This is a genomic window from Paenibacillus sp. FSL H3-0329, assembly GCF_037963285.1.
In the GTDB taxonomy this organism is placed as follows: domain Bacteria; phylum Bacillota; class Bacilli; order Paenibacillales; family Paenibacillaceae; genus Paenibacillus_AQ; species Paenibacillus_AQ odorifer.
In genome coordinates this window covers 5,434,825-5,451,664 of record NZ_CP150150.1, presented here as the reverse complement: position 1 = coordinate 5,451,664, position 16,840 = coordinate 5,434,825, and the positions used below count along the sequence as shown (strand labels likewise).

The window sequence follows — 16,840 nt, the reverse complement described above, 5'->3', positions numbered from 1 at the left end:
ATAATATGCAACTGCTGAACGGAATATATGATGCCGCTCTGCTGGTCTATGCCCTGAGCCTGCTGTTTGTTTTCTCGGATTGCCTTAAGAGGAGTCCGGGTGGGAAGCGGTTAGGCACGGGGCTTCTTGTTGTTGTGGGTCTTTTGCAAGTTGCAGGACTTGGAATTCGTTTCTCTCAGGAGAAAGGCCTGCCTATTTTCACACCTTATGATTTCTTGTTTTGGTTTGCGTTTAGTATTGTGCTGACTTCGCTTGCGGTGGCTTTTACACGTGGAGGCGAGTTTACGATTTTGCTGCTCAGTATGGCCGGGTTTAGTGTTTTTCTGCTTAATCGGGTGTGGCTGACGGCGGGTGGGCATACGCTTGAGACTTGGAGTGCGGTGTATGGCTGGCTGACGATGCATGTGATTTTGGCAAATATGAGTTTTGCAGCACTGACGTTAGGGACGGTTTTTGCAATATTGTACTTGTTCCTGCACACCAGACTCAAAAGCAAGAAATGGAGCGACCGGATCCGTCGTTTGCCGAACCTGGAGACTACAGATAAATACTCTTACACCGCTATTTTGGTGGGCACTCCTTTGCTGGGAATATCACTGGTAGTGGCTGGTTTATCTATAGTATCTGAGGGACGGACGCTTTTATTGAAGGATTTAAAAGTATTAACGACTCTTATCGGTCTTGGGATTTACATATTTTATATTATCTTTAAGAAGTCCGGGCGGAAAAGTGGAGTAAGTATGGCTCGCTGGGCGATTTTAGGATATGCTTTTATTATCTTAAATTTTCTGTTGAATTCTTGGTCTGATTTTCACGGTTGGAGCGGGGAGTGAGGGGCATGAAGCGTTATTTACCCATAATGCTGGATTGTGAAGGGCAGCACTGTGTGGTTATTGGCGGTGGTGTTGTGGCTGAACGTAAGGTGAGCGGGCTGTTGGAAGCTGGAGCGGCGGTTAAGGTGATTAGTCCTTCTTTGACAGATTCGCTTGATTCTCTAGCTGAAAAAGGTCTCCTGATCTGGATGGACCGTACTTATGCTCCCGGAGATCTCCGTGGGGCCTTTCTCGTATATGCAGCCACTAACGATAGGGCGGTTAATGAAGAGGTTGCGCGGGAGTCTAGACGGCTTGGAATTCATGTAAATGTGGCCAGCCATGCCGAAGCGGGAAACTTTATCACGCCTGGAGTGGTTCGGAGGGGACGTTTGACGGTAGCTGTATCTACTTCGGGTGCTGGCCCGCTTGCGGCAACGAAGATCAAAAATGTGCTTGAAAAAGCGCTGGATGCGGCGTATGAGCCATATTTGGATTTTGTGCATGCCATGCGAACACGGATTAAGGAAAAAGAACCTTCTGCTGAAGTTCGTGGAAGGCTTTTGCGGAAGCTTGGGGCGCTGGATGTGTTGAACGAGATGAGCAAGGGTACCTTCATAGCGTGGAGCCCGGAGGATATGGACGCTTGGATTGCTGAGCAGCGGTTGGAGTAAAAGTGCGCATAGACACTGTAAAGATTAGAAAATTGGGTTAGATTAAGATATGAAGTGATGAGCGGTTGTTTGGTAACCATAATGAATGGCTGAATTGGCTCGTAGTGGCTGGAATGGTGGAATGTACGGTATAAATCCCGTTGAATTGGGTTGAAGTAACTGGAATGGCGAAATGAACGGTATAAGTACTGTTGAATTGGTTTGAAGTAGCTGGGATGATGAAATGAACGGTATAAATCCCGTTGAATTGGGTTTAAGTGGCTGGAATGGTGAAATGAACGGTATAAATCCCGTTGAACTGGGCTGAAGTAACTGGAATGGCGGAATGTACGGTAAAAATCCCGCTGAAATGGGTTGAAGTAGCTAGAATGGTGGAATCTACGGTATAAATCCCGTTGAATTGGGTTGAAGTAGCTAGAATGGTGAAATGAACGGTATAAATCCCGTTGAATTGGGTTGAAGTAGCTGGGATGGTGAAATGAACGGTATAAATCCCGTTGAATTGGGCTGAAGTAACTGGAATGGTGAAATGAACGGTATAAATCCCGTTGAATTGGGTTGAAGTAGCTAGTTTGGTGAAATGAACGGTATAAATACTGTTGAATTCGGCTGAAGTGGCTTAGAGGGTGGAATGAACGGTATAAATCCCGTTGAATTGGACTTAAGTAGCTGTGATGGCGGAATGAACGGTAACAATGCCCTCTAAACGAGCCACAGTCGCCGAAGGAGCCAAATGAAAGGCAAGAATGCCTCAGGTTGGTGGGAGTCATCCGAAGTAGCGAATTCAAAGGCAATAATGCCTTTTTTAGAGTGAGAGTAGTTAATTGGTTAGTTTGGGTTTGGATTTCTAGTGCAAGGTTCTGTGGTGAAGAGTAAGAGGCGAACGTTACCAGGAGGAATGGACAATGCGTAAGGTTATAGTGGGAAGTAGACAGAGCGCGCTTGCGTTGACGCAAACGGGACATGTGATTGCTGATTTGGAGCGACTTAGCGAAGAGCATGGTTTTGGATTTACTTTTGAAGTGAAAAAGATCGTCACCAAAGGTGACCGCATTCTTGACGTTACTTTATCCAAGGTAGGCGGCAAAGGGTTGTTCGTGAAGGAAATCGAGCAAGCGATGCTGGAAAAAGAAATCGACATGGCGGTGCACAGCATGAAGGATATGCCATCCGAGTTACCGGATGGGCTGATCAATGGTGCTGTGCCGAAGCGTGTCGATCCGCGTGATGTTTTGATCTCTAACGGAGGCGTCTCGCTAGACGAGCTGCCTCAGGGTGCACGCGTAGGCACAAGCAGCCTACGCCGATCCAGCCAGCTTGCTGCGCTGCGGCCTGATCTGGTCATTGAGCCCGTGCGCGGCAACATTGACTCGCGGCTGCGCAAGCTGGAGAGCGGCGAATACGACGCAATCCTGCTGGCAGCGGCGGGGCTGTCGCGCATGGGCTGGCAGGATCGCGTGAGCGCCTACCTGCCGCCGGAGGTTTGCCTGCCCGCTGTAGGGCAGGGCGCACTCGGCATCGAGTGCCGCGCAGATGACGCTGACCTGCGGAAGCTGCTGGCGTTATACAACGATGCCGATACGGCGTTGACGGTAGCGGCGGAGCGCACGTTCCTTGGCGTGCTGAATGGCGGCTGCCAAGTGCCGATTGGTGCTCATGCGGTGCTTGACGCAGCCGCCAAAGCTGCTACCGCTGAGCACAAAGTAATCTCGTTAACGGGGATGGTGGGAACACCGGACGGTTCAACGATTTTGAAAGAAACTTGCACGGGGATTGACCCGGTACAGCTCGGCGAAGAAGTCGCTAAAAAGCTGATTGCAAGAGGAGCGGAGAAGATACTGTCAGACGTTAGGGGATGAGTGGATTGACGGGGAAGGTTTATTTGGTAGGTGCAGGTCCCGGGGACGCAAAGCTGATTACTGTGAAAGGCCTCGAGTGTATCCAAAAAAGCGACGTGCTGGTGTATGATCGCTTGGCAAGTCCTAGATTGCTAAAATGCATGAAACCCGGCGGGGAGAAGATTTATGTGGGCAAGCTCCCGGATCGCCACACGATGAAGCAGGAAGAGATTAATCAATTGTTAGTTGATTTGGCTTTACAGGGGAAAACAGTGGTGCGGCTTAAGGGTGGGGACCCTACGATTTTTGGCCGAGTGGGTGAAGAAGCGGAGCTGCTGCGCAAAAATGGGATCTATTACGAAATCGTACCGGGCATCACGTCAGCGATCAGTGTACCTGCCTATGCGGGTATACCTGTTACGCACCGCGATCATGCTTCTTCCCTGTCGATTATCACCGGGCATGAGAGTCCGGATAAACTGGATCATTCCATACATTGGGATAAAGTAACGAACGCCACGGGAACGTTAGTGTTTCTGATGGGCGTAGCTAAAATAGGTTATATCAGCGCTCAGCTGATCAAGCACGGGCGGCCGCCAGAAACACCAGTGGCACTTGTGCGCTGGGGCACCCGCGCGGATCAGGAGACGCTGACGGGAACCCTCGCCGATATTGAGGCGAAGGTGAAGGCGGCGGATTTTCAGCCGCCGGCAGTCATCGTCGTCGGCGACGTGGTGCTGCAGCGTGAGCAGCTGAAGTGGGTCGAGGCGATGCCGTTATTCGGCAAACGCATCGTGGTGACACGGGCTCGCAGCCAAGCAAGCGAGCTGGTGGATAGAATTGAAGAACTCGGCGGGGAACCCTACGAGTTCCCGGTGATCGAGACGATCATGCCGGAAGGGGCAGAGAAGAAGGCGAAGATTGCAGCGGCGTTTGGCGCGCTGGAATCGTACGACTGGGTATTCTTCACTAGCCCGAACGGCGTGGAGTTTTTTTGGCGCCACTTGGCGGAGCTGGGGGCGGACATTCGCGGGCTACACCGCGCGCGTATTGCAGCGGTGGGGCCAGGCACAGCCGCCGCGCTGGCGCAGCGCGGGGTGATCGCTGAGGAACTTCCGGCGAAGTTTCAGGCGGAAGGTCTGATTGAGACGTTCGGTCCCCAGCTGCTGCCGGGGCAGAACGTGCTTTTGCCGCGCGGCGATCTGGCGCGGGACTGGCTGCCGGACAAGCTGAGAGAGCTTGGCCTTCAGGTGACAGACGTGGATACTTATGAGACGGTTGTCACTGGTGAGGATGACGACGAGTTGTTGAAGCTGCTAGAGGAAGGTCGCGTACACGCGGTAACCTTCACCAGCTCGTCAACCGTGCGTAATTTCATACACATCCTGAAACGGATGGGACTTGAAGATCCGCTCCCGCTACTTGCAAACGTGAAAATCGCCTGCATCGGCCCGTTAACGGAGCAGACTGCGGTAGACGCGGGACTGACACCGGGACTCTTGCCTGAAGAGGCAACCATAGATGGTTTGGTGCAGGAGCTCTGCCGCTGGAATGCGGAGACTCAGCTGCAGTAGCGCTCGGATCGAGGATAGAACGAAGCAATAGTTTACTGGTGAGCTTGGCTTGTTTAGCTTACTTTCTGGTGGGAAGGTAGAAGCTGATTACTCTGCGGGGAGAGTAGTAGCTGTTCAACGGAGAAAGGCAGTGCCTGCTTAGAAATATAGCGCTCAGCTTATAATTAGTTACATTACAGGCTAGAGTTTTGTTCGTAGTTACTAAATAGTTCGTAATTACATGTGAGTTCGTAGTTACTAAATAGTTGGTGGTTACATGTGAGTTCGTAGTTACTAAATAGTTCGTGGTTACATGTGAGCTGGTAGTTGCTAAATAGTTGGGTTTACGTGTGAATTGGTAGTTGAGTCTGCGCTTACATTTACTAATTGCATGTGTTGGTTTGCTCGCCGTTATATCTACGCTCAAAAGTGCCACATCGCTACCTTCAAGTAACATATAAATTGAACTCCGAACGTAGTGACTTATGGAGTTCGGAGTATAATATTTGGTTGTAAACTAACTGGTATGTAGAGAATATGCAGTAGGTTAATGTGATCAGATCTGCTTGAATTTTAGTTTTAGTTGTACTTCATACAATTAAATTTCCTATATATCAGCTAAAGTCGAGTTTAGTTGTAGTATGTACAATTAAATATCCGCTAAATGAGGAATCTTCGCTCTTTTGTAATAAATAACTGTAGAGAATGCAACTAAAGCTTACAATTAGGACAAAACATCGAGATAGTTGCACAAACTACAACTATACGCAGTTAGCCAGTGGTCGGCGGTTTGGTTGCGGCTAATTTGGACTTGGCTGCGGCTAGTTGTGGTTTGCTGCCAGACATATAATTTGGTTTTATATTTTATTTTTCAGGAGGATGAACAAATGAGCTTTCCAATTACACGTCACCGCCGTTTGCGCGGTTCTGCTGGAATTCGTGGCATGGTGCGGGAGACGATACTGAATGTGCTGGATATGGTACAGCCTATTTTTGTGACTTATGGAACAGGTGTGAAGAATGAGATTAGCTCGATGCCGGGCGTGTATCATTTTTCGCTGGATACGTTAAAAGCAGAAGTGGACGAGATCGCCGCACTAGGCATCCCGGCTGTATTGTTGTTCGGGATTCCTGAGACGAAGGATACTATCGGTTCTTCCGGTTTTGCAGAGGATGGAATTGTGCAAGAGGCTACTCGCTTGATCAAGCACTGGTACCCAGAGCTGTTGGTCGTTGCAGATACCTGCCTTTGTGAATTTACGGATCACGGACATTGTGGAATGGTGCATACGCATACGGTGAATGGTGTGGTACATGGCGATGTTATCAACGATGCTTCGCTGGAGCTTTTGACTCGTACGGCGGTATCCCAAGCAAAAGCTGGAGCAGATATTATCGCCCCTTCCAACATGATGGATGGATTCGTTCACGCGATTCGTGCGGGACTTGATGAGAACGGTTTTGAGCATGTGCCGATTATGTCGTATTCGGTCAAATATGCTTCGGCGTTTTATGGCCCTTTCCGCGAAGCAGCGGATTCAGCACCACAGTTCGGGAATCGCAAAACATATCAAATGGACCCTGCCAATCTGCGCGAAGCACTCCGTGAAGCAGAATCCGATGTGCTGGAAGGCGCGGATATGTTAATGGTGAAGCCAGCTCTGGCTTACCTAGATGTGATTCGTACGATTCGTGATCAGTTTGATCTTCCTTTGGTGGCTTATAATGTGAGTGGAGAATATTCCATGGTAAAAGCAGCGGCACTGCAAGGCTGGATCGACGAGCAAGCCGTTGTGCTGGAAATGCTGACGGGCATGAAACGTGCTGGTGCGGACATTATTATTACTTATTTTGCAAAAGATGCAGCCCGCTGGCTGCGCGGCTAATCTTCATCACACCGACATCGCGGCAGCTAATAAATGTTTGTACAAGCTTGTGTAACCAAGAAGAGAATAGGAGTGAAGATACATGAGTAATGTGCCAATGGCGCGTAAAGAGGAAGCGTCCCGGAAGGCTTTTGATGAAGCAAAACAATATATTCCCGGCGGGGTGAACAGCCCTGTACGGGCGTTTAAATCCGTAGGTCTGACTCCGATTTATGTGGATCATGGGATAGGTTCGCGTATTTTTGATATCGACGGCAACAGCTTTATCGACTATGTGCTCTCATGGGGTCCACTGATTATGGGTCATGCGCATCCTGAGGTTGTGAAGGCATTGCAGGAGACAGCGGTAAAAGGGACAAGCTTTGGCGCTCCAACGCTACTCGAAACGGAAATGGCAAAAACCGTTGTTGAACGTGTGGCATCTGTAGATATCGTGCGCATGGTTAACTCCGGAACGGAAGCTACGATGAGCGCGATTCGTTTGGCACGTGGTTACACTGGACGCAGCAAGATCTTGAAGTTCGAAGGCTCCTACCACGGTCACGCGGATAGTTTGCTTATTAAGGCTGGCTCTGGTGTAGCTACATTGGGATTGCCGGATAGCCCGGGTGTCCCAGAAGGCGTTGCAATGAATACCATTACGGTTCCTTACAATGATTTGGAGTCCACTCAGATTGCTTTCGAACGTTTTGGCAATGAGATTGCGGCAGTGATCGTAGAGCCGATTGCCGGCAACATGGGCGTTGTTCCACCGCTTCCAGGCTTCCTGGAAGGGCTGCGTAAATTAACTTCTGACAATGGTTCGCTGCTTATTTTTGATGAGGTTATGACAGGCTTCCGTGTTAATCGCGGCTGTGCTCAAGGCTTGTTCGGGATTACTCCGGATATTACTTGTTTTGGCAAAGTTATCGGCGGCGGACTTCCAGTGGGTGCTTATGGCGGGAAAAGAGAGATCATGGAGCAAATCGCTCCTACTGGACCGATTTATCAGGCGGGCACACTAAGTGGTAATCCATTAGCGATGGCAGCCGGATATACTACGCTCAAGCTGTTGACACCGGAAGTATATGACCGACTGGAACAGTTGGGTGCACGTCTGGAAGCGGGTTTGAGAAAGAATTCAATCGAGACTGGCATTCCGCTCACGATCAACCGGGTAGGATCAATGGTTTGTCCATTCTTCACTGAAGGACCTGTAATCAATTTTGAAACGGCTAAGACGAGTGACACGGATCTTTTCCGTCGTTATTTTGGTCATATGGTGAGCCAAGGCATCAGTGTGCCACCTTCACAGTTTGAGGGTATGTTCGTATCGGCTGCACATAGTGAGCAGGATATTGATGATACCATTGAGGGCCATTATAATGCCCTGAAGGCCCTTTGAGCATCGGAGCCGGAGAAACAACCGGTGGTGGCGCTTGGACTCGGCGTGGAGAATGGCTGGAGGTAACACCCGGCAAAATCATTACTGGAGCTGAGGATACGCAGGCGACGATTGATAAGTGGCTGCTAGAAACTGTGGGCATGCCCGAGAAACTTCATCTGCGGTTACGCCGCGAGGGAGGTATTCAGTGGAAAGGTGACCGGCTTCGGCTGGCACTTTTTCCCGATCGTGAAGCGGGGATTGAACCGATATGGGAAGAGCTTGAGGTGCTGTACGAGGATGATTTTTGCCTGGTAGCTCATAAACCAGCTGGGATGGCGGTTCATCCAGATGGCAGTGGAACAGGTGTAACTCTGGATCACCTCGTAGCTGCGCATTATATCACTTCCGGCGAGAGTGTGGCTGTGCGCCATATTCACCGCTTGGACAAAGATACAACGGGTCCGGTGATGTATGCAAAAAATGAGTTCGCACAGTTAGTTCTGGACGAGAATATGCGTGAAAAAAGCATATCACGGCACTACGCCGCGATCGTCGAAGGCACAGTGCCGCCTGTGCTTAAGGTGATCGATGCCCCGATTGGGCGCGATCGGCATCACGCTGCGCGCAGACGGGTCTCGCCCGGCGGACAATCTGCCGCGACGCGAATCATCGAGCGCGAGGCACTGCATGGCGGAAGCCTGGTGCATGTGCAGCTGGAGACCGGGCGGACGCATCAGATTCGCGTCCATCTCAGCCATATGGGTCATCCCTTGTATGGGGATGAACTATATGGCGGCCCGGTTTGGGCTTCCAGCGCTGCCGGCCGCCATGCCCTGCATGGCGAGTCGTTGTCCTTCCGCCATCCTTGGAGCGGAGAACAGCTGGAAGTCAGCGATCCGTGGCCGGAGGATATGCTGCAGCTGCGAGAGCTGCTGTCTGAAGCACCCTGACGGATACGTAAGCAACTAAAGAACAGTAGAATCAGCAAAGGCTGGTTCTGCTGTTCTTTTTCTATTTTTTTCAGAAAAAAAACATCTATCCATGTCTTATTAATAAAAGCAGCATATAATACTTTGTTCTTACGAAGTAGTGCATCTATCAGCAGGCTGAAGGTTTGATGAGCTCTTAAATTCATGAAATTTATTAGCATCCTGTCCGGTTAGTACTACCAAAGTTGTCATGCCTCTCTGTTTGAAGCATATACATGTGGGGAGTAACATTTTGGGCTTATGCTCTGGGCCTGTCTCAGGGTTAGATTATGCCAAGAAGGAGGACATATCCCGTGTTTGATCAGTCCCACGGCTTGCGGTTTGATATTTACGAACGCATTCACCTTTCGGAAGAGCTTCCGGGAATAGCTGAGCTGGAGGAGGTTGAACTACTTCCGGAAATTCAGGTGATTCAGCGGGAGGATCGGGCCGAGTTATATGGTCAGCTGTTGCTTACCGGGCTTTACCGGAGTGAAGATGACCGAACACAACGTCTGGAGCATGCCATTCCCGTCGAAATCACTGTTCCGCTTACACGCGTCAGCTCGATTGAAGATATTGGGGTGGAGATCGAGAATTTTGATATTGATCTGCTCACGATGCGCACTGTGAATATAACAGGTGTACTATCGCTGCGGGGGATCGGTAGTACGGATCCTCAACCTCAACCGGCCTGGCAGCAAGAGGAGTATACAGTCGCCTATTCTCCTGTTAATGATGACAGGGTGATAGAAGCAACTGCTGAGCACCAAGAACACGAAAATGATACCCTTTATGAAAATTCACAGTGGACCTTTGGTGAAGATGCATCACAGGTTGCTGTAGAAGAACATGAACAGGCCGATGCGGCTGAGGACGCACAGGAGTTACTAGTCTCAAGCGGAGCGGCTCATACGTCCCCTGTAGTCAATTTCTCATCCGCTCAGGAGAAGGACAAGGGCGCAAAAGCCCGGACACATAGTCTAGAGTCACAAGCAGAGGATGCCAAAGCGGGTTTATCCGATTACTGGTTTAAAGCCGAGCCACAGATCAAGGAAGCTGAAGTGTCCCAGCTGAATCAAGCAAGTTATGTGAGCGAAGAGAAGCAGCAGCCGGAAGAGGAATATTCTTTTGCTTCTAGAGAGACCGTTGTTCCAACGGCTAGTGCAGAAGCGAATCAAGATATACCTGTATTTGCTTCTGAGAGTGAGGCTAATCATGAGCTTCATGAACAGGATGAGAATGCTGAACCCATCCATGAGAATGCGAACGAAGTTTTTGTTTCACAGGAAAGTGTGCTTCCTCATGAAGAGAAACAACAAGATCTTAAGATCGCCTTGGGCAGTAAAAAAGAAGCAGAGGTTCCGGAAAAAGAACATCTCACCTTCTCCTCTTTACTAAGCTCCAGTCGTGTCCGTAAAGAGCAGGAAGCTCTGCAGTCGGAAGGAAACACATCTGCAGCAGTGGACGTTCCAGAGGTTGGTAATAATACGGAATGGAAGAGCAGATTCATTGCCAGCGCGGATGGAGCTAACATGTTCCGCAAAGTTCGGCTGTGTATTGTACAGCGTGAAGAAACACTGGATACCATTGCAGAGAAGTATCAGCTAAGTGCGCGGGAGCTGGTGATGTATAATCGCTTGTCCGGGCAGAGTGTAGAGGAAGGTCAAGTGTTGTACATCCCGTAATCGAATCGTGATGCGTACACACATGAATAGGTGAATCCCGATCAGGTATTAGGGTCGGGATTTTTGCTGTTTCATTGTTGGAATGAATGCTTCAGAAGAAATAAGTCGAAATTCAGCCTAAAGTCCCGCTGCAAAGGCGTATCCAGGTTGACTAGGGGGGGCTCAAAATGTATTATGGAGTAAGCAATATCTAAGTAAAGACTGGGAACGGGAAGAGTAGGCGGTCAGCCCTTCAGAGAGCGGAATTGCAAGTGCTGTGACATTCCGTAGGAAACAGCCCCCGAAGTCGCCCCGGAGTCGCCCTTCTGAGCTTATCTTCATATCAATGAAGGATAAGTTAGGTTGTGGCCGGTAGCAGCCGTTATCTGTACGAGTGTCGCGCTAAGCTTCTGAATCCGTTGGGTAAGAAGTGTAGTTTTATTTTTCATTGGCGCGAAACAAAGGTGGTACCGCGAAAGAATGACCTTTCGTCCTTTGAGACGAGGGGTCTTTTTGTTTTTTTCAGAGACCTGTGCGCTCTATACAGCAACTTTATTAACAACTATAAGCAACTACAAGTAAACTAGTGGAGGTATCAGAGAATGGCTGACCAAAACCATCTAACAGCGGCAGATGCTGCCGCTACGAATGAATCTAAAAACGAGATGCCAACAACGTATGATCCGAAGGCAGCAGAACAGAAATGGTATTCCTACTGGACAGAGGGCGGATATTTCCGTGCAGGCCAGCGTCCGGATGCTCAAGCCTATAGCATTGTGATCCCGCCGCCAAACGTAACAGGAATGCTGCACATCGGGCATGCGCTCGATTTCACATTACAGGATATCCTGATTCGTACCAAACGGATGCAGGGCTTCGATACGCTTTGGTTGCCAGGTACGGACCACGCAGGTATTGCAACACAAACGAAGGTAGAGCAGAAGCTGCGCGAGCAGGGGATTTCTAGACATGACCTCGGACGTGAGAAGTTCCTGGAGCAGGTGTGGGATTGGAAAGACAAATACGCAAACACCATTCATGAGCAGTGGGCTAAAATGGGACTTTCCCTTGACTACTCTCGCGAGCGTTTTACCCTCGATGAGGGTTTGTCGAAGGGAGTTCGCGAGGTATTTGTTAAGCTTTATAATAAAGGCTTGATCTACCGCGGTAAACGTATCATCAACTGGGACCCGGCGGCTCGTACGGCGTTGTCGGATATCGAGGTTGAATATAAGGAAGTTAACGGTCATCTGTACCATCTGCGTTACCCACTTAAAGATGGCAGCGGACATATCACTGTAGCGACCACACGTCCGGAGACGATGTTGGGTGATACGGCAGTTGCTGTTCATCCTGAGGATGATCGTTATAAAGATCTGATTGGCAAAACGCTGATCCTGCCGATTATCGGCCGGGAGATTCCAATTATCGCTGACGAGTATGTAGATAAAGAGTTTGGCAGCGGTGCGGTTAAGATCACGCCAGCTCATGATCCAAATGACTTCGAGGTAGGTCAACGTCATAATCTGCCGCAGATCAACGTAATGGATGAGAGCGGCACAATGAACGAAGAAGCAGGACCTTACCAAGGTCAAGACCGGAGTGAATGCCGTAAGGCCATCACGGCGGATCTGAAAGAGCAGGGTGTTCTGATCTCCATTGAAGATCATGTGCATCAAGTTGGACACAGTGAACGTTCAGGAGCGGTTGTTGAGCCGTACCTGTCCACACAATGGTTCGTGAAGATGCAGCCGCTCGCCGAAGCTGCCATCAATGCACAGAAGGATGGTAATGGGGTTAACTTTGTACCTGAACGGTTCGAAAGAACCTACCTGAACTGGATTGAAAACGTACGCGACTGGTGTATTTCCCGTCAGCTTTGGTGGGGACATCGTATTCCGGCTTGGTATTCTGAATCTACCGGTGAGCTGGTTGTGGCGAATGATGAGGAAGAAGCGCGCCGGATCAGCGGCCTAACCGACCTGAAACAGGACGAGGATGTTCTGGATACTTGGTTTAGCTCCAACCTCTGGCCGTTTGCAACCCTAGGCTGGCCGAATGAAGACAGCGCAGATTTCAAACGTTACTATCCGAACGATGTGCTCGTAACGGGCTACGATATTATTTATTTCTGGGTAGCGCGGATGATCTTCTCGGCACTGGAATTCACTGGAGAGAAACCATTCTCCGACGTATTGATGCATGGTTTGGTACGGGATGCTGAAGGACAAAAAATGTCCAAATCACTCGGCAACGGTGTAGATCCGCTTGAGGTTATCGAGAAGTACGGCGCAGATGCTATGCGTTATATGATTTCTACCGGCAGCACAGCGGGTCAGGATTTACGCTTCCGCTGGGAAAAGGTAGAGCAGGCGCGTAATTTCGCTAATAAGATCTGGAATGCGTCACGCTTCGCCCTTATGAATCTTGAAGGAGTTAGCTTCGAGAATATTGACATTACTGGTGAGCTAAGTACGGCTGACCGTTGGATTTTGCACCGCCTGAACGAAACTTCTCGTGAAATTACGCGTCTAATTGACTCGTACGAGTTCGGCGAGACCGGCCGCCAGCTGTACAACTTCATTTGGGACGATTTGTGTGACTGGTATATTGAGTTCGCGAAGCTGTCGCTTTACGGAACGGATGCCGCAGCCAAAGCGAAGACACAGTCCGTACTTGCTTATGTACTCGACCGCACGATGCGCTTGATTCATCCGTTTATGCCGTTTATTTCGGAGGAAATCTGGCAGCATCTGCCGCATGAAGGAGAGACAATTACTCTGGCTGCATGGCCTGAGTATGATGCTGCTCTGGAGAACCCGCAAGCGGTAGCGGAAATGAACCTGCTGATGGATGTAATCCGGGCAGTTCGTAATATCCGTGCTGAAGTGAACGTACCGATGAGCAAGAAGGTTGAATTGATTATTAAAGCGAGCAATGAAGAAACGCTGAGCATCATTACTCGTAACGACAACTACATTGGACGTTTCTGCAATACCTCTTCTTTCGAAGCTGGTCTGAATCCGGAAACGCCAGACAAGGTAATGTCCGCTGTAGTAACGGGAGCGGAACTGCTTCTGCCTTTGTCGGGGCTAATTGATATTGAACAAGAAATCGCTCGTCTGGAAAAAGAAGTGCAGACGCTGAATAGCGAAGTAGAACGCGTAGAGAAAAAGTTGAGCAATCAGGGCTTCGTGGCCAAAGCTCCCGCAAAAGTTATCGAAGAGGAGCAAGCGAAGCAGGCGGATTACTCCGCCAAACGTGAGAAAGTACTTGCCCGCATAGCAGAGCTGAGAGGATAAGAGACATGGATGACCTAAATCGGGGCGGGAGCACCGCCCCTCTTGCGACATATACCGAAGCGGTTAACTGGATCAAGGGCCTAATTCCGTTTGGAATCCGGCCAGGTTTAGACAGAATTGAGATGTTGATGGACAAGCTGGGAAACCCGCACCGTCGGCTGAAATTTATTCATGTGGCGGGTACGAACGGCAAAGGCTCTACCTGTGCCTTTTTGACAAGCACACTTTTGCAAAGCGGCTATTCCGTGGGTACCTTCACGTCTCCGTATATTACGAAGTTCACGAACAGGTTCCAATATAATAATACGGATATTTCTGAAGAAACTCTTGTCGAGCTGGTGAATATCCTGCGCCCTTTGGTGCATGAAGTTGCAGAAACGGAGTTTGGCTCACCAACGATGTTTGAGGTAACTACAGCTGTGGCTATTCTATTTTTTGCGGGTGTTTCTTGTCCGGATGTTGTCGTATGGGAGACTGGGCTTGGGGGAAGGCTGGATGTAACGAACATCGTTACTCCGATCGTGTCGGTGATTACAAATGTCGGCCATGACCATATGGATATTTTGGGAGATACGCTTGAGAAGATTGCAATGGAGAAGGCCGGAATTATCAAACCCGGTGTACCCGTTGTTAGCTGCGTAAATCAACCGGAAGTCGTGGCTGTACTCAAGGAGAAAGCGGCGGCTTGCCGCTCTACTCTTTATCTTGCCGGAGAAGATTTTAGCTATGAAGCTACTGGAATCCATGCGGATGTGCAGACTTTTAACTTTAAGGGTCCCTTCCGTTCGCTTGAACTTGGGATTGTGATGAAAGGCGAACACCAGATTAGCAATGCGGCGGGAGCCATGATGGTTCTTGAAGTTTTGCGCCAGTATATGGCGTTCATGTTAGAGGATGAAGATGTTCTGGAAGGATTGCGTCATGCATTTTGGGCTGGAAGGCTGGAAGAGGTAAGTAAATCTCCGAGGATTGTACTGGATGGAGCACATAATCCGGAAGGCGCGGAGAGCCTTGCCAAAAGCCTGCCACAGCTCTATAAATACGGTAAATTAAATTTACTTATGGGAATGATGGCAAATAAGCATCATGAATCCTACTTTAAGCATATACTGCCTATAGTGGATACGCTCATCCTGACCGAACCGGATTTCCAGAACAAAATGGACGCGGAGCATCTGCAGGTTATCGCAGAAAGTCTGCGGGATAAATATGCCAAGGAAAACTTGGTAATCATAGTAGAACATAATTGGGGAAAAGCGCTGCAACAACTGAAGTCGATTACAGCGGAGGATGACCTTGCCGTCGTATCTGGTACGCTGTATTTGATTTCTGACGTGCGCGGTACACTTTTGCAGCAACCCGATACTGAAAAAGGCTGGTGACGACTGTTGGATACTACTGAACGTGTGCATTTTATAGGGATCGGCGGCTACGGTATGAGCGCGATTGCCCGAGTAATGCTAGAAATGGGATATACGGTTACGGGCTCCGATGTGGCTGCCCAAGAATTGACGGATAAATTGATTGCTAAAGGTGCCAAGATTTATATTGGGCATACAGCAGAACAAGTAAAAGGTGCGGATCTGGTCGTGTACTCTACGGCTTTGTCCAGCGATAATGTGGAATGGGTGGAAGCAGAGCGTCTTAAGATTCCAATTCTGCACCGCTCACAAATGCTGGCTCGTTTATTGAACGAACGTAAAGGGGTAGCCGTTGCCGGAGCGCATGGTAAAACAACTACCTCCTCCATGATCGCGCTTGTAATGGAAGAGTGTGAAGTTGATCCTACGTATATTATCGGCGGAGAGATTATGAATGTCGGTACGAATGCAAAGGCAGGACAAGGCGATTATGTAGTGGCGGAAGCGGATGAGAGCGATGGCTCTTTCTTGCACTATCATCCTTGGCTTGGAATTGTCACGAATGTGGAAGCAGATCACTTGGAAAATTACGGCGGAGATTTTAACCGTCTCAAGGCTGCTTACGTACAGTTTATGAACCAGACACGTGAAGACGGCACTGCGATTGTGTGTGCAGATGACGAGAACGTGATTTCTTTATTGCCTGAAGTGTCAGGTAAGGTGATTACTTACGGCATCAAGTCGAAGACAGCAGATTATATTGCAACAGACATCGTTCTTGGCGACCGTCAGGTTTCGTATACGATGAACCATAATGGCGTAGTATTGGGACAAATTGAACTGTCCGTGCCAGGTCAGTACAATCTGTATAACTCAATGGCTGCGGTTATCGCTTGTTTGAAATCAGGAATCTCTTTTGAAAAAATCGCTGAAGCGATCGTGAAATTCCATGGTGCGAAGCGCCGTTTTCAAGTGCTCGGAGAAGTCGATGACATTCTGGTCATCGATGATTATGCGCATCACCCAACTGAAATTCAGGCGACAATCAGTGCTGCTAAGGCAACGGGGAAACGGATTATTGCCGTATTCCAGCCTCAGCGGTATACACGTACGTTCTTCCTGCTAGATGCCTTCAGCCGCGCCTTTAGCGAAGCAGATGAAGTGATTATTACCGACATCTACTCTCCGGCAGGTGAGAAGCAGATTGAGGGGGTTACATCTGCGAAGCTGGTTGAGCTTATTGTGCAGAACAGTAACGCTGGCGCAAGACATCTGCCAACCAAAGAAGATGTGCTTGCTGATCTGAAACCTCGTATTGCCCCAGGTGACCTGGTGATTACGATGGGCGCAGGCGATATCTGGAAGGTTGGATACGCATTGGCGGACGGCTTGAAGAAGCGTTAATACAAACAC

General features: G+C 49.3%; 11 protein-coding genes and 1 other annotated feature. All 11 genes read left to right on the top strand.

Translation table 11 applies throughout. From position 1 onward, the window contains the following. Window positions 1-5: 5 nt before the first annotated feature. The 11 genes from ccsA (at window position 6) to murC (ending at window position 16,831) form a co-directional block, all read left to right on the top strand. The gene (gene ccsA, locus NSQ66_RS24150) at window positions 6-833 is read left to right on the top strand and encodes a cytochrome c biogenesis protein CcsA (RefSeq protein WP_036685126.1); all 828 of its coding nucleotides are present in this window, start codon (window positions 6-8) and stop codon (window positions 831-833) included. A gap of 5 nt (window positions 834-838) precedes the next feature. Next, entirely contained in the window at window positions 839-1,486 is a 648-nt protein-coding gene (locus tag NSQ66_RS24145) for an NAD(P)-dependent oxidoreductase (protein ID WP_038573044.1), read from the top strand. 905 nt (window positions 1,487-2,391) lie between these two features. Next, the gene (gene hemC / locus NSQ66_RS24140; protein WP_036685130.1) at window positions 2,392-3,345 is read left to right on the top strand and encodes a hydroxymethylbilane synthase; all 954 of its coding nucleotides are present in this window, start codon (window positions 2,392-2,394) and stop codon (window positions 3,343-3,345) included. 5 nt (window positions 3,346-3,350) lie between these two features. Next, window positions 3,351-4,898, top strand: coding sequence for a uroporphyrinogen-III C-methyltransferase (gene cobA / locus NSQ66_RS24135; RefSeq protein ID WP_036685196.1), 1,548 nt, complete (start codon window positions 3,351-3,353; stop codon window positions 4,896-4,898). A gap of 866 nt (window positions 4,899-5,764) precedes the next feature. Then, window positions 5,765-6,763, top strand: a complete 999-nt coding sequence (gene hemB, locus NSQ66_RS24130) for a porphobilinogen synthase (protein WP_036685132.1) — start codon at window positions 5,765-5,767, stop codon at window positions 6,761-6,763. 97 nt (window positions 6,764-6,860) lie between these two features. After that, the gene (gene hemL, locus NSQ66_RS24125; RefSeq protein ID WP_036685199.1) at window positions 6,861-8,147 is read left to right on the top strand and encodes a glutamate-1-semialdehyde 2,1-aminomutase; all 1,287 of its coding nucleotides are present in this window, start codon (window positions 6,861-6,863) and stop codon (window positions 8,145-8,147) included. After that, window positions 8,144-9,079 carry an RluA family pseudouridine synthase gene (locus NSQ66_RS24120; RefSeq protein WP_249267762.1) on the top strand — a complete coding sequence of 312 codons (936 nt, stop codon included), beginning with the start codon at window positions 8,144-8,146 and terminating at the stop codon, window positions 9,077-9,079. Before hemL ends, NSQ66_RS24120 begins: the two co-directional genes overlap by 4 nt. Before the next feature lie 332 nt (window positions 9,080-9,411). Continuing rightward, window positions 9,412-10,785: a LysM peptidoglycan-binding domain-containing protein gene (locus NSQ66_RS24115; protein ID WP_076099454.1), complete on the top strand. Its 1,374-nt coding sequence runs from the start codon at window positions 9,412-9,414 to the stop codon at window positions 10,783-10,785. Window positions 10,786-10,979: 194 nt separating this feature from the next. Continuing rightward, window positions 10,980-11,263: a binding site (T-box leader), on the top strand. 103 nt (window positions 11,264-11,366) lie between these two features. Then, window positions 11,367-14,066, top strand: coding sequence for a valine--tRNA ligase (locus NSQ66_RS24110; protein ID WP_051491372.1), 2,700 nt, complete (start codon window positions 11,367-11,369; stop codon window positions 14,064-14,066). Window positions 14,067-14,071: 5 nt separating this feature from the next. Next, the gene (locus tag NSQ66_RS24105) at window positions 14,072-15,448 is read left to right on the top strand and encodes a folylpolyglutamate synthase/dihydrofolate synthase family protein (RefSeq protein ID WP_076142050.1); all 1,377 of its coding nucleotides are present in this window, start codon (window positions 14,072-14,074) and stop codon (window positions 15,446-15,448) included. 6 nt (window positions 15,449-15,454) lie between these two features. Beyond that, window positions 15,455-16,831, top strand: a complete 1,377-nt coding sequence (gene murC / locus NSQ66_RS24100) for a UDP-N-acetylmuramate--L-alanine ligase (protein ID WP_036685137.1) — start codon at window positions 15,455-15,457, stop codon at window positions 16,829-16,831. Window positions 16,832-16,840 lie beyond the last annotated feature (9 nt).

Coding starts and splice junctions, on each gene's coding strand:
- ccsA (WP_036685126.1), top strand. CDS start 6: ATGCAACTGCTGAACGGAATATATGATGCCGCTCTGCTGGTCTATGCC.
- NSQ66_RS24145 (WP_038573044.1), top strand. CDS start 839: ATGAAGCGTTATTTACCCATAATGCTGGATTGTGAAGGGCAGCACTGT.
- NSQ66_RS24110 (WP_051491372.1), top strand. CDS start 11,367: ATGGCTGACCAAAACCATCTAACAGCGGCAGATGCTGCCGCTACGAAT.
- hemC (WP_036685130.1), top strand. CDS start 2,392: ATGCGTAAGGTTATAGTGGGAAGTAGACAGAGCGCGCTTGCGTTGACG.
- hemB (WP_036685132.1), top strand. CDS start 5,765: ATGAGCTTTCCAATTACACGTCACCGCCGTTTGCGCGGTTCTGCTGGA.
- NSQ66_RS24105 (WP_076142050.1), top strand. CDS start 14,072: ATGGATGACCTAAATCGGGGCGGGAGCACCGCCCCTCTTGCGACATAT.
- hemL (WP_036685199.1), top strand. CDS start 6,861: ATGGCGCGTAAAGAGGAAGCGTCCCGGAAGGCTTTTGATGAAGCAAAA.